This window comes from Novosphingobium sp. SG707 (assembly GCF_012275515.1).
Taxonomy (GTDB): domain Bacteria; phylum Pseudomonadota; class Alphaproteobacteria; order Sphingomonadales; family Sphingomonadaceae; genus Novosphingobium.
Window position 1 is genome coordinate 31,623 of sequence record NZ_JAAZQL010000012.1, and the last position, 18,064, is coordinate 49,686.

General features: G+C 61.0%; 16 protein-coding genes. 7 read left to right on the forward strand and 9 right to left on the reverse strand.

The annotated features are described in order from the left end of the window. The first annotated feature begins 30 nt into the window (after positions 1 to 30). Positions 31 to 564, forward strand: coding sequence for a retropepsin-like aspartic protease (locus FHW92_RS22780; protein ID WP_168605592.1), 534 nt, complete (start codon positions 31 to 33; stop codon positions 562 to 564). Between the two features lie 60 nt (positions 565 to 624). Here the strand turns inward: FHW92_RS22780 and FHW92_RS22785 are convergent, their stop codons facing one another. After that, complete coding sequence (locus FHW92_RS22785) at positions 625 to 1,125, reverse strand: PEP-CTERM sorting domain-containing protein (protein WP_168605593.1); 501 nt, start codon at positions 1,123 to 1,125, stop codon at positions 625 to 627. Between the two features lie 424 nt (positions 1,126 to 1,549). On the opposite strand from FHW92_RS22785, the gene FHW92_RS22790 reads away from it, so the two are divergent. Genes FHW92_RS22790 through FHW92_RS22800 form a run of 3 tightly spaced genes read left to right on the forward strand, consistent with a single transcriptional unit; the run spans position 1,550 to position 3,898 of the window. Beyond that, on the forward strand, positions 1,550 to 2,434 hold the full coding sequence (locus tag FHW92_RS22790; protein WP_168605594.1) for an archaeosortase/exosortase family protein: 885 nt from the start codon (positions 1,550 to 1,552) through the stop codon (positions 2,432 to 2,434). Further along, on the forward strand, positions 2,431 to 3,102 hold the full coding sequence (locus tag FHW92_RS22795; protein ID WP_168605595.1) for an exosortase C-terminal domain/associated protein EpsI: 672 nt from the start codon (positions 2,431 to 2,433) through the stop codon (positions 3,100 to 3,102). Before FHW92_RS22790 ends, FHW92_RS22795 begins: the two co-directional genes overlap by 4 nt. A gap of 7 nt (positions 3,103 to 3,109) precedes the next feature. Continuing rightward, the gene (locus FHW92_RS22800) at positions 3,110 to 3,898 is read left to right on the forward strand and encodes a hypothetical protein (RefSeq protein ID WP_168605596.1); all 789 of its coding nucleotides are present in this window, start codon (positions 3,110 to 3,112) and stop codon (positions 3,896 to 3,898) included. 44 nt (positions 3,899 to 3,942) lie between these two features. On the opposite strand, the gene FHW92_RS22805 is transcribed toward FHW92_RS22800, so the two are convergent. From FHW92_RS22805 to FHW92_RS22825, 5 genes are all read right to left on the reverse strand, one after another. Beyond that, positions 3,943 to 4,752, reverse strand: a complete 810-nt coding sequence (locus tag FHW92_RS22805) for an aldo/keto reductase (RefSeq protein ID WP_168605597.1) — start codon at positions 4,750 to 4,752, stop codon at positions 3,943 to 3,945. 8 nt (positions 4,753 to 4,760) lie between these two features. Then, on the reverse strand, positions 4,761 to 5,672 hold the full coding sequence (locus FHW92_RS22810; RefSeq protein ID WP_168605598.1) for a glycoside hydrolase family 16 protein: 912 nt from the start codon (positions 5,670 to 5,672) through the stop codon (positions 4,761 to 4,763). Next, the gene (locus FHW92_RS22815; protein ID WP_168605599.1) at positions 5,669 to 6,568 is read right to left on the reverse strand and encodes a glycosyltransferase; all 900 of its coding nucleotides are present in this window, start codon (positions 6,566 to 6,568) and stop codon (positions 5,669 to 5,671) included. The genes FHW92_RS22810 and FHW92_RS22815 overlap by 4 nt, the downstream gene beginning before the upstream one ends. Then, the gene (locus tag FHW92_RS22820) at positions 6,565 to 7,821 is read right to left on the reverse strand and encodes a hypothetical protein (RefSeq protein WP_168605600.1); all 1,257 of its coding nucleotides are present in this window, start codon (positions 7,819 to 7,821) and stop codon (positions 6,565 to 6,567) included. The genes FHW92_RS22815 and FHW92_RS22820 overlap by 4 nt, the downstream gene beginning before the upstream one ends. 79 nt (positions 7,822 to 7,900) lie before the next feature. Next, entirely contained in the window at positions 7,901 to 10,009 is a 2,109-nt protein-coding gene (locus FHW92_RS22825) for a polysaccharide biosynthesis tyrosine autokinase (RefSeq protein WP_168605601.1), read from the reverse strand. A gap of 1,076 nt (positions 10,010 to 11,085) precedes the next feature. Here FHW92_RS22825 and FHW92_RS22830 point away from each other — a divergent pair. Next, a complete protein-coding gene (locus tag FHW92_RS22830; RefSeq protein ID WP_168605602.1) occupies positions 11,086 to 11,823 on the forward strand; it encodes a hypothetical protein in 738 nt (245 codons plus the stop codon). A gap of 5 nt (positions 11,824 to 11,828) precedes the next feature. Here FHW92_RS22830 and FHW92_RS22835 read toward each other — a convergent pair whose 3' ends face one another. Beyond that, entirely contained in the window at positions 11,829 to 13,439 is a 1,611-nt protein-coding gene (locus FHW92_RS22835) for a secretin N-terminal domain-containing protein (RefSeq protein WP_168605603.1), read from the reverse strand. Positions 13,440 to 13,621: 182 nt separating this feature from the next. Between FHW92_RS22835 and FHW92_RS22840 the strand changes: the two genes are divergently transcribed. Continuing rightward, a complete protein-coding gene (locus FHW92_RS22840) occupies positions 13,622 to 14,485 on the forward strand; it encodes a cytochrome b/b6 domain-containing protein (protein WP_168605604.1) in 864 nt (287 codons plus the stop codon). Further along, on the forward strand, positions 14,482 to 15,234 hold the full coding sequence (locus tag FHW92_RS22845; RefSeq protein WP_168605605.1) for a molybdopterin-dependent oxidoreductase: 753 nt from the start codon (positions 14,482 to 14,484) through the stop codon (positions 15,232 to 15,234). The genes FHW92_RS22840 and FHW92_RS22845 overlap by 4 nt, the downstream gene beginning before the upstream one ends. A 283-nt stretch (positions 15,235 to 15,517) precedes the next feature. On the opposite strand, the gene wecC is transcribed toward FHW92_RS22845, so the two are convergent. Together wecC and wecB are read right to left on the reverse strand one after the other, a co-directional pair. Continuing rightward, on the reverse strand, positions 15,518 to 16,819 hold the full coding sequence (wecC, locus tag FHW92_RS22850) for a UDP-N-acetyl-D-mannosamine dehydrogenase (protein ID WP_168605606.1): 1,302 nt from the start codon (positions 16,817 to 16,819) through the stop codon (positions 15,518 to 15,520). Next, positions 16,816 to 17,955 (reverse strand): UDP-N-acetylglucosamine 2-epimerase (non-hydrolyzing), encoded by a 1,140-nt coding sequence (wecB, locus tag FHW92_RS22855; RefSeq protein WP_168605607.1) that lies wholly within the window; start codon positions 17,953 to 17,955, stop codon positions 16,816 to 16,818. The genes wecC and wecB overlap by 4 nt, the downstream gene beginning before the upstream one ends. Positions 17,956 to 18,064: the final 109 nt, after the last annotated feature.

Consider the following 18,064-nt stretch of genomic DNA (forward strand, 5'->3'; position numbering starts at 1 on the left):
GTTAAAGGTGCTGTTTGTACCAATAGAGGGATGCAGAACACAGTATCCTCGCTTCCCCTTTGGGCTATCGGCACCACCGCAATCATCGCGATTGGTGGCATTTTGGGTATGTCGATCCGCGATGAAGCAGCCAACAGCTCCGCCTGGACTCAATCTGCAGCTATCCACGCCGAAATGGGGGAGCAGCCGAGCGCGAAAAATTCGAATGGTCTAGGATTGCGCGCGAGTCGGGATCGGGATGGGCTGTTTTATATCAGCGCCTCGGTTAACGGCACGCCTGTTCGCTTCGTGGTGGATACGGGCGCCAGCATGATGGTGCTCAGCAGGGCCGATGCCGCCGCCGCGCATGTGGCGACGCCACTTGCCTCAACCACTATCGTCACCGCCGATGGCACGGCGCCCATGTACAAAGGCCGCGTGGATCGTCTGGATGTTGCCGGGCTTTCCCTGAACGGAGTTCCCGTGGCGATTGTGCCGGGCAGTCAGGTTTCCCTGATCGGCGGTGATGTCCTTTCGCGGATGCAATCCGTCACGATCAAGGGCGATCATCTGGAAATCCGCTAAGGCACGCTGAGGCTGATTCTGCGTAAACCGGAAAGGGCGCCGCATGTGGCGGCGCCGGTGTTAGGCTTGGGCGGACAGGCTCCGCGCCTTGCGGTCGCGCAAGGCCATGACCGCCGCCATCACGATGCCAATCCCGATCAACGCCCATGTCGAAGGCTCGGGAACCGCAGGCGCAGATTGTGTGGTCTGTACAGGGGCCCCAAAGCCGCCGCTGGGAGCCGCTGCGCCGCTGCCGAAAGAGATGCCCTGGCCGCGCGGCACATCGAAATGGACCGGGCTGTTGCCGATCGCGCCGGATTGCCCGCCCCTGGCGCCTATTCCCTGCGGGGTCTGCGGAAAGACCAGATTGGTGAGCGGGAAGGATCCCACGCTGCCGCCCGCGCGCTGCCCGGTGGGCAAATAGGCCAGTTGCGGCATGACTACTTCGGCCGGGGCGGCTGCGTCCTTAGGCTGCGCCAGCAGGGCGCTCGGCGTTTCTTCCTGTTCCGGTGGAATCCAGCTCGTTTTGTCGCCAAGACCGGCGCCGCCAAAGACCAGCACCGCCGAGAGGATCAAGTCCATGCGCCTTTGCGCGATCTGTTGAATAAGGGATGCGGCAATAGACATCGTGAATGCCTCCTCACGATTCATGGATTAAATAAAATTCTTCTTTATTAATATATTGCGTGTTGTAGGTCAGCAAGGGGGGTAATTGTAACAGAGGGCGGTACATGATCGAATTCGGACCTTTTCATACAGGCTGATGGACAGGGCAATTCTTGACCAGATCAGGAGGGTGTGAAACTACCGAGAACAATTTTACGTAAATCGCATTGATGACGCTTTCTTCCCGCTCGGTCGTCCATGGCGGTGTCGCCGTCCCCATTGGGCGGCGGGCTTGATGATGACCGGAACGGGCGCTTGCGGCCAACGGCGGGCGGATCGATTGGACACACATATGGACGGCACCGGTCTGGGGCCGCCTTCCCGACATGAAGGACGCGCCTTGACCGCCACCCCAGCCCTTGCGCCCGACAGGAAAGCGCGAAATCTGTTCCAAATCATCCGCGCGCACGGGGGGCTGATCTGCCTGCTGGGCGGTTTGGCGGTGCTTGTTGCGCCCACCCTGCGAGCCTTGTGGAAAGCGGACCTTGCACCCGACGGCGGGGGGCAATTCCTCCTTGTGGCCATAGCCATCGGCTATCTTCTCTGGCGCGAGCGGGACCATTTCAGGCTGGCGCGCGCCCAGCCGCTCTGGCCGGGCATCGGGCTTTTTGCGCTTCTCCTGCCCGCTTATGTATTGGCCTGGATTTGCCAAAACCCCTTGTGGCAATTGTTGGCCACCTTGGCCATCGTGCTCTTGGTGGGCTGGCTCGAACTGGGTTTTGCGACGTTGCGCCATTTCTGGTTTCCGGCTTCGCTCTCCCTTTTTCTGGGCACGCCCGCCAGCGGCGTGGTGGATGCCGTGGCCAGGGGGCTCAAGCTTTGGCTGCCGCAGATCGCCACGCTCATCGCGCAGACGGCGGGGCTTCGTGTCGGGGCCACGGGCGCGATCATTCAGGTGGATGGCTATCAACTGCAGGTCGCCAATGCCTGTTCCGGGGTCAATTCCCTGATGGGGATCGCCGGGATCAGCCTGTTCTATGTCTATCTGCGCCGGGGCAGCGAGCCGCTGTATGCCATGCTCTTGTGCATCATGCTGGCGCCGGTGGCGATTCTGGCCAATCTGGCGCGCATCATGATTATGATCGGTGTGACCCACTGGTTTGGCGATGCGCCGGTGTCCGGCCCCTTGCATCCCCTTGTCGGGATGAGTGTTTTCGCGCTCGCGGTCGGGGTTCTGTTTGCTCTCGACACGGCCATCTACCCGTTGATGAGGGGGCGGCGATGAGCAGCGCGATCAACCGGCGGCATATGTTGATGGGGGGATTGCTGACTGTCGGGGCCGGCATGGGTTTCTGGCGACAGCCGGTGGCGGCGCGTCCGCTATGGACGCAAAAACCTCTGGCCCAATTGGCGCCGAATCGATTCGCGGGCTGGACGGGATCGACCGAAGAGGCGGAAATGGTCCTGCCCTCCAGCGATGAGCGTGAAGGTTCGCCTTATGATGCGCAACTGGCCCGCGTCTATCGTCGGCCGGGGGCGCATGATGTGCTCATGGTGGTGGCCGTCACGCAACGGCAAAGCGGCAGCCTGCGGGTGCATCAACCCGAAGTCTGCTATCCTGCGGCCGGTTACCGGATCACGGCCATGCGCGAGGTGATGCTTGATCTGGAGCGCCGCGTGGCTGCCCGTTTCCTAACGGCTGAATGCGAAGGGCGGATCGAACAGATCCTCTATTGGATTCGTATCGGGGCGGAATTCGCCACTTCCGCATCGCGCGCGCAATGGCTGATCATGCAGGGTGCTCTGGAAGGTACCATTCCCGATGGCATGTTGGCCCGCTTTTCCGTGGTGGGCGCCGATCCCGATATGGCTTTGACACAATTGATGCAATTCACCACAGAACTGGTGGGCGCGGCAGGGCCGGCCGGACGTTCGCTGCTGGTGATGGGGTAAACGGTCCATGCGAAAGATCGGCTGGATGCTGGGACTGGCTTTGCTGGCCTGCGGCGGTTGCCAAAAGGCGCAAGTAGGCGGGCAGACGCTCGCTTTGGTCAATGGTGAGCCGATTTCGCGCGATGATGTCGATCTTGAACTGGCGCTCTTGCCGCCCGACCAACGCGCGGGCGCCCGGCCCCGCGTCCTTCAGGACTTGATTGACCGCAAGCTGTTTGCCCAAGACGCCCGCGCGCGCGGCGCCGAGCGGGGTGTGACTTTTGTTCGTCTGGAGCGCCGCTGGCATGAGGTCCTGCTGGCCCAGAGCACCAGCGATATCATCGCCGCCCGCACCCGCCTGGCCGGCGATTCACAGGTGGAGGCATGGCTGGCCGCCCATCCCGAATATGGGGCGAAACATTGCTTTTATGTGATCGAGACCGTGAAGTTCTCCGCGCCCGAACCGATTGTGGATCTGGTAACGCATGTTCGCGACGCGGCCGGTTTGTCGGCCCTGCTGGCCCAGCGCAACATATTGGCTGCCCGCCGCGTGGAAGTGTGGGACAGCGCCAGCCTGACGCCGGAACAGGCCGATCTGGTCACCAAACTGCAAGCAGGCGGGCTAAAGCTTTCCACCCTTGGCAATGTCCGACAGGTTGTCATGCTTTCCGCGGTCCAGCCTGCCCCCCTTGACCGGGAGAGTGCCTTGGCCCTGCTCAAGGCCAATCTGCACCAGAAACAGCAGATGGATGCCTTGGCGCGGCACCGCATGGCGCTGCGCGCCGGGGCCCGGATTGAATGGGCGCCCCAGAAATGAGGAGCATGGCGATGGGAATGGCCGCGCTCCTCATGCCATAGGGATCAGTGCAGCGCCTTGGCGATCTCGGCAAGGTGGGCAATCTTGGTTGTTCCGATCAGGGCCGATGCGACAAGGGGATCGTCGATGCAGGTCCGTACCGCCTGAACCGGGGGGAGATCGGGGCGCATACGGATCACTTCGCGGGCGATCACGATAATTCCGCGGGCCTGCACATCTCCGGCATGTTGGCGCAGCACAGGCATCAGATCCACCGGCAATTCCAGCATGGTGGTTTCCGGGACGGCCAGCGCCGCGACCAATGCTTCGGCATCATCGCAAGAAAAGCCCACATGGCGTGCCTTTCCGGCCTTTTTCATGGAGGACAGCGCCTCGCCCACAGCCGGATCGGCGGCCACGCTGGCCGGCGGGCTGTGCAGGATGAACCCATCCACGCGATCGGTGCGCAAACGCCGCAGCGATCCGTCGAGGCTTTTGACCAGAGCTTGGGGAGACCAGTCGAAACCCAGCACTTCGCCGCGCTTTGCGGTGACAGAGGTGCCCTTGGACCGCATCGCCAGCAGGGGACGCACCACCGGCTTCAGCCATGACAGCGCCCGCGCCTTGGGGGAAAAAACACGGCCACCCTTGGTGATGACAAAGGCCCTGTCGCGCCCGGCCCCGGCCAACACCGCGCCGATGGCTTTTTCGCTGTCTCCCTGACCATAGATGTTCGATGTATCCAGCGTGGTGACGCCCATATCGAGCGCCGCGCGCAGCAGTCTGATGCTTTCGCTCAGCGGCTGGGGATTGTTGAAAGATCCAATGCGGCCGGCGCCAAGGCCGAGAGGTGAGAGTTTTGGTTCATCAATCACGATAGGTCTCATTTCAGCTTGTAGGCGCGAACCCAGGCGATCCGCATCTTGGCGGGAAATTGGGTGGTGGCGTTGACGTAGCCGGGCCATTTGCCCCCCACCGCAAGGTTGAGCAGCATATAGGCGGGCATGTGGAAATCGCGGTTCGGGCGCTGCCGGACCTGTCGATCATCGAAATACCAGGTGATTGTGGCGGGCGAGACAAGCACGCTGTAGGTATGGAATTGGGTCAGATCGGCGTTGGTATAATATTCGCGGCCCACATCATCGGCGATCTTGCGCCCGCCATCATCGGAAAAATGCGTAAAGTAGAGTTTGTCCGGTTCGCCGATCGATTCAAAAATGTCGATCTCCTGCTGGCCAACGGCCTGGGCCCATCCTTTTACCATACGCGGCTGTGGCAAAAGCCAGAATGCGGGCCAGACGGCATGGCTCATGGGCAGGGCAAGCCTTGCCTCAAACAGGCCATAGCGCTGGTTGAAGGACTTTTCCGTGGTGATCAGCCCGGAAAGATAGGGCAGGTGATTGGTGTGGGGATCATCGACCACCGGGCTGGGCCGGGCCACAATGGTCAGCGTGCCCTTGCTCCATTCAAACGGGTTGGTGACGCCTTTGGGTTCGCCATAATATTCCTGCTCTCCGTTGGGCTGCAGGGTGCGTGATTCCCAGCCTCGCGGATCGGAAACATCCTGTATTCCGAAATAGAAATTGGTTTTCCAGCGCCCATCGGGGTTTTTCACAGCATCCCAGAAGGAAGGAGGGGCGGAAAAATCCTCATGGAAGGTTTGGACCAGTCCGGAACGGTTCAACTGTTTGTCGCCCACCATCCGCGCATAAAGATCCTGGCATCCGCCAAGGAAAGCGGCTGCCGTAAGGATGAGCGCGCCGCGGACCAGCGGTTGCTGCCAATTTCTTTTCATCGCCACACTGCTCCCCCACATGCGCGGATATAATTGGCTGTTTCACGAGAAAACGGCTTGCGCTTTGGCCGATCCTTGCGAGCCAGCCAGTTTCGGAACTGCTGTATTGCCCCGACGACGCTGACGTCGCCTCGGGCAAAGAAAAGGAGGTAAGGCGTGAAGAGAATATAATTGATCACGACCCAAGGAAAAGGGATCCTCAGGTAGCTTATAATGTATTTATTAGCGAGGCGATCAGTCTGAACTACTCTTTTTGGCTTTCGGCCCGCCGGATGTTCCAATTCTTCGGCCGAGATGTCGGGTGAGTAGATGATCTTCCACCCGGCATCGACGATGCGATAGGACAGCTCGATCTCCTCCAGCCCATAAAAAAAGTCCGGAAGAAAGCCCCCAACCTGCTTGAGCGTGGCCGCGCGAAAGCCGACACAGCCCCCGACAAAGCGGAAGGTGTCAAAAGGCCGCGCCAGGTCCACGGCTTTGTTCGTATGCGGGATCAGATCGACCCGGCGGCGCGTCTCGCCCCGAACATGCTTGCGGATCGTGACCGCGCCCAATCGTGCATCGGCATCGAACAAGGCGGCGAAGCGATCAAGAAAATCCTCTGTTTCAACAAACACATCATCATCCAGCAGAATGATGATGTCTCCTCTTGCGGCCGAAAAACCATCATTGCGGGCCACGACTCCCCGGTTATGCGGCTCCTGAATCAGGCGCGCCGAGGGGAAAGGCGCCAGCAGGGCTGCACGGTCCTGATCTGGCGGGTTGTTGTCCACCAGAATGACTTCGGTATCCTCACGATGGGCAACGAATGGCCGCAACCGGCCCAGCACTTCAGCCAGCACCGCATCGCGCGCATAGGTCAGGATGACGATGGAAAAGCGTGGTGTCTGGGTCATGCCGATACCATGGGGGTGGATTGCCTTTGTTCGGCCCAATGGGCCGCGCCAAACAGGAAAAGGAGGTTGGCCGCCTGCGCCACGGCGATGCCCACCGCCATGCCGATCACCCCGTGACCGCTGCCCGCGACCAGCAGGATGATGGTGACGATGGCCGTTGCGGTGCGCGTGGCGAACATGGTTGCGCTGGCCCGCAGGACAATCAGCATGGTTTCCGAAGGCTGGTTGAGGCAGAACAGGAACGTGGCCAGAGCGAGCAGCCGCACCTCGTGGGTGATGCCCGAATAACGGTGGTGAAACGCCAGATCCAGCAAGGGTTGGGCGCCCAGAGCCACAAGGGCGAGATACCCCCCCGTCACCACGATCAGCAGCAGGCGCGTCTTTTGGACTGAATGGCGAAGACCGGCCATTCCCTGCGTGGCCAGCGCATGAGCCGCGCGGGGCTTGTCAATCGAATCGATCGCCGAAACGATGCTGACCGCTGGATTTGTCAGCGTGCGGGCGGCGGTGAAAACGGCGGCGGCCAAGGCCCCGTCCAACAAGCCGATCAGAATCACCACCGTTGCGCTGGAATAAAAGACATAGGGAATGATTGTCAGCGAAAGCCAGACGGCGAAACGCCGGTGCCGATGGAAACAATCAAGGCTGCGCGCGATGGAAAAGCCCCTTGGCCGCAGCCCGATCAGCGCGGCCAGCGTGGCGGACATGCCCGCCGCCAGCCACACCAGCGCGCCGGTGAAGGCGCTGGGGTGGAAATGGGGCAGGATGATCGCCAAGGCTACCAGAGAGAGCGCATAGAGCAGCGCCACAAAGGCGGCCGCATTGGCCTTCCCGATCTTGTAAAGCCAGCGACGGACATGCTCTGCAAACAGCAGCGGCGGCGTAATTATGGCGCCCAGCATAAGAGGCTCGATACCCAAGGCCATTTGCGGATGCAAAGGGGCCAGCAGCCGCAGCACCCCCGCAATCCCGGCCAAACCCGCGGCCAGGCCCAAGGCCACCATCACATTAAACCACCACCAATCGGAGTGATATTGGCGTGCGGCCATGGTGCTGAGTTGGGGCACATGCTCGGTGATATAGGGCAGCACCACCGCCGAGCGATGAAACCCGGCGACGAAATAATAGATCCCGATTGCAAGACCTATGGCCCCGAACTGTTCATTGGGCAGCATCCGGCCCAAGGCGGCTGTGGCAATGATATTGGCGACGCCTTGGGCGCCTTGGTCAATCAGAGAGAAGATCCGCGCCATGTTTTCCGAATGCGATAAGCGCTGTAATCGGGAAAGCATGGCGCTTTGACCTCCAGTATCATCATGATTTGAAGTAAATTTACGCAGTTGCGTAATACTCCTTCATTTCCGTGTAATATTGCGACGCATCGCCATAGCCGACATGCGCCTGCGCATTGGCGTCCACCAAGGAGAGGGCAATGCCATCCACGCGGCCGCCAACCGTTTCCAGTTGATGGATGGCCGCACGCGTCGCCCGCACAGGGGTCTGGCGCCAGCGGGTCAACAGGCCCAGCGCGTCGATATGCGGCAGCAGGAGGCGGACATCGACCACCGCCAGAACGGGCGCCGTATCGATGACGATCAGATCATATTCCTCCCGCAGCTTCCCCATCAACTCATCAAAGGCCGGTGTGCCGAATGGCTGGGGCCCGATATGGGATTGCGGCGCCAGCTGCAGCAGGTGCAGCCCGGTCGAATCGACGGAAATGGCCTCTTCAAGCGCTGCGGTGCCATTGATCACCTGATTCAGGCCGATCTTGGCATCGGGAGCCAAAAGGGTGGTCACGCTGCGCCGACGAAGGTCGCAATCCATCAGCAGGACACGCTCGCCCGCCATGGCTTGCGTCCGCGCCATATTGATTGCGGTCGTGGTCTTGCCCTCCTTCGGCAGCGCCGAGGTCACGGCAATGACCTTCACATTCTGGTCGCTCATCCGCAGGTTGGTGGCAAGGCTGCGATAGGCTTCGGCATAGAGCGAAAGCGGATGCGCCGTGAGCGCTTCGACCGGATCCTTGGTGGTCGGACGGTCGATCGCACTGGTCAGCGTCGGCAGCGAATTCAGATAGGTTTTGCCCAACAGGCGCTCGATATCGCCATTGTTGTCGATACCGATGGACCAGCGTTCGCGGAAGAAGGCAATGCCGATCCCCGCCGCAAAGCCCAGAATCAGGCCAATCGCGATATTGAGCGGCAGGATCGGAAAGCTGGGCCGCATGGGCGGCGACGCACGCATCGTGATCGTGGTGTCGGGCGGCAGAACGGCGCGCTTGGCCACTTCCTGCGTGCTGTTGCTCAACATGTTGTTATACAATGTGTTGGCGGTTTCGGCCTGGCGCTGAAGCCCTTCCAACTGGGTTGCGGCGGCGATCTGGTTGATCTGTCGATTGCGCGCTTCGGCCAGCGCGGAGGACAGGGCCTTGACCTTCTGCTCTTCAAAACGGACCGACGCATAGGCCTGATCGGATTGGCGCACGGTTTCCGACCGGACCTGATTGTTGATGCTGTCGAGTTCTTTTTGCGCCTCGATCACCTTGGGGTGCATCGAGCCGTAGCGTGATTGCAGCGAGGCCAGATTGCGCGAAACCTGCGCCTGTTGATCGCGCAGCGGCGTCAGGGGTGAATTTGTGGCGAACTGGTCATTCATGCCGCCCTGACGCACAAAGCTGGCGCGCGCGCGCGCTTCGCCCAATTGGGCCTGCGCCATGCCCAGCGAACTGGCCAACATGGCGATGTCCTGACCAATGGCGGGCGATTTCGGGTCGAATTCGACCCTGTGCTCCAGCTTGAACCGCGCCACGGCGGCATCGGCATCGCGCGCCTGCTGGGCCATCTGGACCATCGATGCGTCCATCCGGTTCGAACTGCTTTGCGAGAGCGCTGTGTTGTCCGCGCTCTGTTGATCCTCATAGGCTTTGCCAAAGGCATCGCTGATCTTGGCGGCCTGCAGCGGGTCGGCATGGGTAAAGCTGATGTCGATCAGCGGGGTTTCGCTGACCCGCTTGACCTTCAGACTGTCGAGCAGGGCTGCGGCAACCGCTTCGCGCACATTCCCGCCGGTCAGATATTTCTTGGCCTTGTCCGCCAGTTGCGGGTCCCGCTCCAGCTTGAGGGCTGTGACAACACGCACCGCTACGGGCAGGGATTGAATGCCCTGGACCGCGGCGTCGATCCGCGAATCGCGCTGTTGGTCGCTCAAAGGCGCTGGAACCGCCGAACTGTTCTGCGAAACATCGGGCGGCACCTGCGGCGCATAGGTCATTTCGGTCACGGCGGTGTATCGGTTTGGCAGGAAATAGGTCAGCCCGCCAAACAGGATAGCCCCCACGGCGGTGCAGGCCAGAATCGGCCCCACGTGTCGCCGATAACGAGACGTGACCGCCGCCAGGTCCAACCGCTCTTCGTCGCGAATTCCGCCCATCGAAGCCATTTATTACACCTCAATAATGTGCCGGGATCCAAAAGATCGCGAACATCCATCCATAAGTGCAATACCTAACCTTGTCGCAGATGCGAAGGCAATATCCTCTTTCGAAATTGGCCTATAAGATGTCGCCATTACCGAACTACATTTCCAAAATGTTTTAATGTGTGTGGTGATGTGCGGGGAGGATGGCGTTATTTAATCCATTATGGATATAAAATCTTATATATAAAAACTTATATACTGGCGTTCCGCGCTGCTATTTCCGCGACGTGCGGACGAAGTGCATAAATTTGTCAGTGTTTTCCGGGGCGCCGACCGGCGTTCGCCGATACCTGCTATGTGTTTGATCGACTTGATGCTCGGTCAGGCTGGGCCGGTGCAATGGGGCCATAACGGACAAGATCTGCTGCTTATCCTCGTTGATCACCGGATCGCGTTGCCGCAGAAGCCGAGCGTTGCCTTGCGCTATTTCCATTCAATATGGAGGTTTGCTCCGCCTTTCCATGCCCGATCTCTGGGAGGGCTGGCGCAAGGCAGCAGGAACCATCGGGGCGATTCTGCGTTGCACCACGGAATCGCGCTTTTGGAGGGGGTATCGACCGGATTGCTCATGCGGCCCGTCGCTTTCCGATCCGCTCCCGAAGAAGATCCCTCTGCTCGCCTTTCCAGGCTTCATGGCCAAAGGGTACCGCAGAATGCCCATTTCAAACGTGGACGCGACTTGGATTCTGGAATGTCTTTGAGGGGGGCACAGGCCAAAATACATGTTTGAACCGAATCCACCCTTAATCTCCTTTTGTAAATCGAGAATGAAGTTTACTTTGTGCAGTAACAAAAGCTCGATTCCACAAGGGCATGTTCGGCCCCGTCGGCTATCCGACATCTGATTAAGGGCTTCTAAGTGGAAGCAAGGTCGAGGATCGTTCCTCGCCGGATTGTCCGCAATCTTTCGGTTTTCTCAACAGGCATTGAGATGTGCTATGACGACGACATCAAGACATATAATTTATTGGGGGCTGATTGCAGCCGTATTGGCCTTGCTGGCGTTGGCTGAGTTCAATCTTCCGCATATTCTTCGTATGGCGCAGAATATTGGGATAGATTCGCAGGTGCCGCTGATGGCGCTTTTGCTGTTCCTCGCCTTGCTGGTCCTGCAGCCGCTTGTGCAGAAACTCCTGCCCGCCCCGGAGGGGGCGGCTTTGGATGATTTGGGCCAAGACGTTGGCCGTGGGGCTACGGCGCGAATCTACGTCCTGCTGGCGCTGGGCATCCTGTGCACGGTGGCGGGGGCCATCGTCCTGCTTCAGGCCCGCAATCTGCCGTCTGCCAAAGGGCCCGCGGTCGACATGGATCTTTCACGTCCGGCTGATCCGAAAGAGGGATTCGTCAAGGTGCTTGGCGCCCGTCCCTTGGGGGCCGTCCTGCGTTACAAAGGCGCGGGGCTGGATTTCGCACCGCCCACGCGCTTTCTGCCCGTCCAGAGCGCCCAGCAGACCGGGGCGGCCTGGCTGGTGGTGCAATTGCCCGACGACGGCCTGACCTTCGATCCTGCAACGGTGAATTCCATGGGGTTGACGGGTCTGCTGGTGGCCGACATCCTGCCCGTTTCGGCCGAATACAGCCTGCGTGAGCAAGGCACTCTGGCCAAAGGCAAATATTGGGTTCTCTTCACCAATCCCGAGGAATTGTATGCCCAATACTGGCGCCACGCGACCTTTCGCTTTTTCGCGGCGCTGCTGTTCCTGCTCTTCGCGGCGGGGCAATGGGTCATGCTCTATCGCCAAACAAGGCATGATCGCCAATTCAGCATGAACTGAGCACCTTACAAGCCGGGTGGGGGCGGGACGCGGCTTTGATCCGCAGGGGGGGCCTCCATTTCGCGCTCTGGCTGGGGCGGGGCTTTCAACAAGCCGGTGCGCACCACATGAGGCGTGACCACAATGAACAGATCGGTCTTGGCCTTGCTCGCCTGCTCATAGCGAAAGGCGGTGCCGACCACCGGCAGATCTCCGAGCAGAGGCACGCGCGAGCGGGACTTGATGCTGCTCTCCTGAGTCAATCCGCCGATGACGAAAGTGTCTCCATCACGCACAATGGCCGTGGTCTGGGCCTCGCGCTGGCTGATCGTGGGATAGCCCTGCGAATAGCCCGAAACGCTTGAAACCACGCAGAAGACGTTGCTGCTGACGAATCCATCGGGCGTGACGCGCGGCGCGATCTGAAGGGTCACGCCCACATTCACATATTGCACCTGCTGCGAGACGCCGTTGACGCCCGAAAGCGTGATAGCCGTCAGGATGGGCAAGGCATCGCCGGTGATGATCCGGGCGGTGGAACCGGAAAGCGCCGAAATCCGGGGGCGCGATACGATGCGTCCCTCGCCTTTGGCAACCTGGGCATAAATGGCTGCCTGCAGGGCCACGCTGGACAGATGCCCGCCCATCAATGTGCCGCCGTCATGCGAAACGTGGCCTCCGCCATTGGGCGTATAGCCCAGCGGAATGCTGGCCCCGCTTTGAAAGGTGGCCACGCCGATCTGGCCGCTGGCATTGCTGAAATTGATGCCGATCGAGCGGGCGCCGCTGTCGGTCAATTCGACCAGCTGCGTTTCCAGGATGACACTGTCCACCGGCACGTCGATCAGCGCGATCTGGGCCTTCATCCGGGCGATTTTCTCCGGGCTTCCTTTCAGCCAGACCGCGTTCAAGCGGCGGTCCACGGCAATCGAGCCGTCAACCGACTGGCCCAGCGGCTGGTCATTGTTCTCGGTGTTCTGGGCCTGCTGGATCACATAGCTGTTGTTTGAATTGTTGGTGGATCCGAATCCGGGCGACTTTGGCGTAAATGAGACGTTCGACTTGACCGTCAGCCCTTCGGTCAAAAGACCCACCACTTCGCTGACATCGGCATAGCGCAGCATGACCAGTTCATAGCCCTGATCGGCGGGGGGCACCGGGCTGGCGGGCGGCGGAGGCGGCGGGGGCGGCAGATTGTCGGCAACGGCCTTGCGCACGGCCTTTTCCACGCCGTCGGACAGCGTCACATCCACATGCGTTGCATCCACCGCGCTGGTGATCATCTGCGAAGGGCCGGTGGTGAGAAAGCGCATCACCAAAACGGTGTCGAGCTGCTCAAAGCTTATCTGGCGCAGAAAGCCGTTCAACTGGCGCGGCGATGCGGCGCTGTTCCCGCGTGAGGTCAGCGCAAAGCCGATCGCGGGCTGGGTCACAGAGGTGCCGATCGAACCAAAGCTGTTCGCCTGCGGGGTAAAGGTCAGGCGCAGGCGGGTCTGGTTCGTTGATTGGGCGACAACCTGAATATCAACCAGCGCAGAGGGAGAAGGCGCTTGAGCCCATGCCGGCGAGGCGATGCAAAGCGACACAAAAAAAACAGCTCCGCTCTTGAGCAACGCGGCTGCCGAGAAGAATCTCATAGTCCCAAATCCTTATGGAAGGCCCCTATTTTCGCGTGGAATGCTTAATTTCGTATCGCGGGACAATTTGGGACTTTCCCAGAAAGTGGAGTAGCTTAGTGGTAAGATCACCGGCGGGACTTCTGCCTGCCAAACCCTTGGTGCTGCTTGCTCTTGCGGCATTGTCGGCCTAGATTTGCATCATGGACGAGGATAAGGATTTCACCCTATTCAGGGGCCGTGTCCTGCGCGAGGGCAGCGGTGTTGCGCGGCCTTTGGTGCGGCGCCATCGCTTTTCGACGCGCCTCTGGCATTGGGTCAATGCGCTGGTCATCCTGGTCATGGCGATGAGCGGGCTGATGATATTCAATGCCCATCCGCGACTCTATTGGGGGGCCTATGGCGCCAATGATGATCCGGCATGGCTGGAATTCGGCGCGTGGACCGATGCGGCAGGCGTGAACCATGGCGGGATCACGCTGCTGGGTCATACGGTGGAGACGACGGGCGTGTTTGGCCTGTCGCGCGGGGCCGATGGGGCCGAACTGGCGCTGGCCTTTCCGGGCTGGATGACCTTGCCCTCGACCTATGATCTGGCGCTGGCGCGAAGCTGGCATCTGGCTTTTGCATGGGGGCTGGCGGTGGGGCTGGCGGCCTATCTGCTATGGTCGCTGGTCAACGGGCATATCCGGCGCGATCTGCATATCACGCGGGCCGAGTGGTCGCCGCGTTCGATTGCGTGCGATGTGGTCGATCATCTGCGCTTTCGCTTTCATGATGGCGCCTATGGCGTGCTGCAGAAGCTGGCCTATGCCGGGGTGCTGTTCGGCCTGCTGCCGCTGATGATCGCGTCCGGGCTGGCGCTATCGCCGGGGATGGATGCGGCGGCGCCATGGTTGCTTGATGTCCTAGGCGGGCGGCAATCGGCGCGTTCGCTGCATTTTCTCGGGCTTTGCGGGATCGTGCTGTTCGTGGTGGTGCATCTGGCGATGGTGCTGGCGTCCGGGCCGATCAACCAATTGCGCGGTATGATTACCGGCCATAAGCGCGAAGGAGGCGGGCCATGATCTCGCGCCCCACACTGTCGAGGAGGGGCCTGATCGCGGGCGGGGGCCTGCTGCTCTCGGGTTGCGACCGGATTGTGCGTCAGCCCACGGTGGCGGGCTGGGTCGAGGGTGCGGCGGGGCTGCACCAGCCCGCGCAACGATTGCTGCTGGGCCGCGATGCGCTGGCGCGCGAATTCCGCGAAGCCGACATGTCGCCCACCTTCCGCTCCAACGGCAATACCGAGGGCGATGCGGCATGGGCGGCCCATGCGGCGGAGGGCTTTGCGCGCTGGTCGCTGCGCGTCGATGGGCTGGTCAAACGCCCGCTGGACCTGCCGCTCACCGCGCTCAAAGCCATGACTCAGCGCCGCCAGATCACCCGCCACGATTGTGTCGAGGGCTGGTCCGCCATCGGCCAGTGGCAAGGCCCGCAACTGGGGCAGGTGCTGGCCATGGCGGGGCTGATGCCGACCGCGCAGTTCGTGGTGTTCCACTGCGCCGACAAAACCGACGAGGCCCCCTATTACGAAAGCATCGATCTGGTGGACGCCTTCCACCCGCAAACGATCCTGGCCTGGGCGATGAACGGGCGCGAATTGCCGCTGGAGCATGGCGCGCCCGTCCGCCTGCGCGTGGAACGGCAGTTGGGATACAAGCAGGCCAAATATGTGATGCGGGTTGAGGTGAGAGATACTCTCGCGGGCCTCTATGGCGGCAAGGGCGGGTATTGGGAGGATGTGGCCGGATATCAGTGGTATGGGGGGATTTGATTTTTCCGAAGGTTTGCCTCCGGCGGGTTAAGGGCCCGGAGCATTTCTCTTGAGAAATGCGACCGACAAAGACTCGCCCTTAACAATCCCGATATTGTCGGTGTTGTGTTTGGAGGGCGATTTTGTGCGATCTCCGAATGAATAAAGCCTGCGGCGCTTGAAGGTATGCCCTTTCCGCGCCGCAGGCTTTCAAATCATAAGTCGCGCGCCAGTCTGCCGACCACACGCCACCCCATTAATGGGATTGTTAAGGGACGAGTCCCTTAACCCGCCGGAGGCATCTTCATCCCACCAACCGCAATCCTTCGCTGACCTCAGCTCCACCCTTGGGCTGATCGGGCCAGATCCCGCGCGTGTCATAGACGATCTTGCCCGCACGCTCGGCCAGAGGCACCTGGCGGAAGGCATCGTGATCGACGAGGACCAAAAGGATGTCGCATTCCTCCAGCGCCTCGTCGAGGTCGATCTGGGTCGCACCGGTGCCTTCGAACTCGCGGGGCAGGACGGTGGCATAGGGTTCGACGATGCTCATCCGCTCGCGATATTTGCGCGCGAGGGTGGCGGCGACAAGGCGCGCCGGGCTCTCGCGGAAATCGTCGATGTTCGCCTTGAAGGCCAGCCCCAGCGCCGCGACGCGGGCATTCGGGTGGGCGGCAATCAGTTCGTCCGCCTTGGCGATAACGTGGTGGATCTTGCCGTCGTTCACGCCCCGCGCGGTGCGGATCAGCGGCGTTTCCGCCGGCGCGCTCGACACGATGAACCACGGATCGACCGCGATGCAATGGCCGCCCACGCCGGGGCCGGGCGAAAGGATATTCACGCGCGGATGGCGATTGGCCAGCTTGATGACTTCCCACACGTCCAGACCCATGCGGTCGGCGACGATGGAGAGTTCGTTGGCAAAGGCGATGTTGACGTCGCGATAGGCGTTTTCGACCAGCTTGGTCATTTCCGCGCTGCGCGCATCCGTGGCGATGCACTGGCCGCGCACAAAGATCTTGTAGAAGCCCACCGCCTTGCGCGCGCAGCGGGGCGTGATGCCGCCGATCGAGCGGTCATTCTCGGTCAGTTCGTGCAGGATGCGCCCCGGAAGCACGCGTTCCGGGCAATAGGCGATCGACACATCGGGCGTGTCGCGAGTCAGGCCGGGGATCTTCAGATCCGGGCGCATCTCGGCAAACAGATCGCGGATCTGCTCGGTCGTGCCCACGGGCGAGGTCGATTCGAGGATCACCACATCGCCATGCTTGAGCACCGGCGCGATGGAACGCGCGGCAGTCAGCACATAGGACACATCCGGTTCATGATCGGGGCCAAAGGGCGTGGGCACGGCGATGACAAACACATCGGCAGACGCCACCTCAAGCGAGGCTGTCAGCAGCCCGCGCCCGACCACGGCATGGACGAGCCCGTCCAGATCGACTTCTTCAATATGGATTTCGCCGCGGTTGATCGTGTCCACCACCTTCTGGCTGACGTCGATGCCGCGCACGCGGCAGCCCGAACGGGCGACAATAGCGGCCGTGGGCAGGCCGATATACCCCAGCCCCACCACACAAACGTCAGGCTTCTTGTCCGATTTCATGCGCCCCATACCTCCTGCGCCAGCGCGTCCACGATGCGGCGCGAGGACTGCCCATCCCCGAACGGGTTATGGGCGCGCGCCATGGCTTCGTAGGCGGCTTTATCGTCAAGAAGGCTGAAGATTTCGGAAACAATACGCGAAGAATCGGTGCCCACCAGCCGCGCCGTTCCCGCAACAACGCCCTCGGGCCGCTCGGTCGTCTCGCGCATCACCAGAACAGGTTTGCCAAGCGCCGGCGCTTCTTCCTGCACCCCGCCCGAATCGGTCAGCATGATTTCGGCCATGGACAGCAAACGCGCGAAATGCGGATAATCGAGCGGCTCGATCAGCGCCACGTTATCAAGCCCGACCAGCCGCTCATTCATCACCGCGCGCACATTGGGATTGAGATGCACCGGGAAGATGATCGCCGTATCGGGGCGTTCGGCGATCTGGCGGATGGCGCTGGCGATGTTTTCCATGCCATGCCCAAAATTCTCGCGGCGGTGGCTGGTCACGCCGATGATCCGCTTGCCCTTGAACCGCTCGGCCAAGTCATCCAGCCCGGCGGCCAGCGAAGGCTGCGCCTCGATTCGCGCCAGCACCCAATGCAGCGCGTCGATCACGGTGTTGCCCGTAACGTGGACCCGATCCGCGCTAACGTTCTCGCGGAGCAGGGCCGCCTCGCTGGTGGTGGTCGGTGCAAAATGCAAAGAGGCGATGCCGCCGATGATCTTGCGGTTCACCTCTTCGGGCCATGGGTGATAGATATTGCCTGACCGCAAACCGGCCTCGACATGATCGACCGGCAATTTGCGGTAATAGGCCGCCAAGGCCCCCGCCATGGCTGTCGCCGTATCGCCCTGAACGATCACGCGGTCGGGCTTCACCTTGTCCATCACCTCGCCCAGTTCGGTCAAAAGCGCGGCGGTCAGGCCATCAAGCGTCTGATTCGGGCGCATCAGGTCAAGGTCGTGGTCGGGCACGATCCCGGCAATCTCCAGTACCTGATCCAGCATCGCGCGATGCTGGGCCGAAACACAGACGACAGGCTCGAATCGCGGATCCTGCTTCAACGCCTCCACCACCGTGAACAATTTGATCGCTTCGGGGCGGGTGCCGAAAATAACGAGAATCTTGGCCGGTCGATCGGTCATGCGAATACTCTGCCTTATGGTTGCCTACATGGGCCGTTTGCCGGTGATGCTTTAGCTTTGCAGGTGTTAACCGTAATATAAGAGCCTTGGGCCTAAGCCTCCGGGCGGC

Bases quoted from the DNA above. Each gene is read 5' to 3' on its own strand.
- FHW92_RS22810 (WP_168605598.1), bottom strand. From the start codon at position 5,672: ATGAAAAGAAATTGGCAGCAACCGCTGGTCCGCGGCGCGCTCATCCTT.
- FHW92_RS22800 (WP_168605596.1), top strand. From the start codon at position 3,110: ATGCGAAAGATCGGCTGGATGCTGGGACTGGCTTTGCTGGCCTGCGGC.
- wecC (WP_168605606.1), bottom strand. From the start codon at position 16,819: ATGAAATCGGACAAGAAGCCTGACGTTTGTGTGGTGGGGCTGGGGTAT.
- wecB (WP_168605607.1), bottom strand. From the start codon at position 17,955: ATGACCGATCGACCGGCCAAGATTCTCGTTATTTTCGGCACCCGCCCC.
- FHW92_RS22780 (WP_168605592.1), top strand. From the start codon at position 31: ATGCAGAACACAGTATCCTCGCTTCCCCTTTGGGCTATCGGCACCACC.
- FHW92_RS22785 (WP_168605593.1), bottom strand. From the start codon at position 1,125: ATGGACTTGATCCTCTCGGCGGTGCTGGTCTTTGGCGGCGCCGGTCTT.
- FHW92_RS22845 (WP_168605605.1), top strand. From the start codon at position 14,482: ATGATCTCGCGCCCCACACTGTCGAGGAGGGGCCTGATCGCGGGCGGG.
- FHW92_RS22820 (WP_168605600.1), bottom strand. From the start codon at position 7,821: ATGGCGCGGATCTTCTCTCTGATTGACCAAGGCGCCCAAGGCGTCGCC.
- FHW92_RS22795 (WP_168605595.1), top strand. From the start codon at position 2,431: ATGAGCAGCGCGATCAACCGGCGGCATATGTTGATGGGGGGATTGCTG.
- FHW92_RS22840 (WP_168605604.1), top strand. From the start codon at position 13,622: ATGGACGAGGATAAGGATTTCACCCTATTCAGGGGCCGTGTCCTGCGC.
- FHW92_RS22815 (WP_168605599.1), bottom strand. From the start codon at position 6,568: ATGACCCAGACACCACGCTTTTCCATCGTCATCCTGACCTATGCGCGC.
- FHW92_RS22830 (WP_168605602.1), top strand. From the start codon at position 11,086: ATGGCGCAGAATATTGGGATAGATTCGCAGGTGCCGCTGATGGCGCTT.
- FHW92_RS22825 (WP_168605601.1), bottom strand. From the start codon at position 10,009: ATGGCTTCGATGGGCGGAATTCGCGACGAAGAGCGGTTGGACCTGGCG.
- FHW92_RS22835 (WP_168605603.1), bottom strand. From the start codon at position 13,439: ATGAGATTCTTCTCGGCAGCCGCGTTGCTCAAGAGCGGAGCTGTTTTT.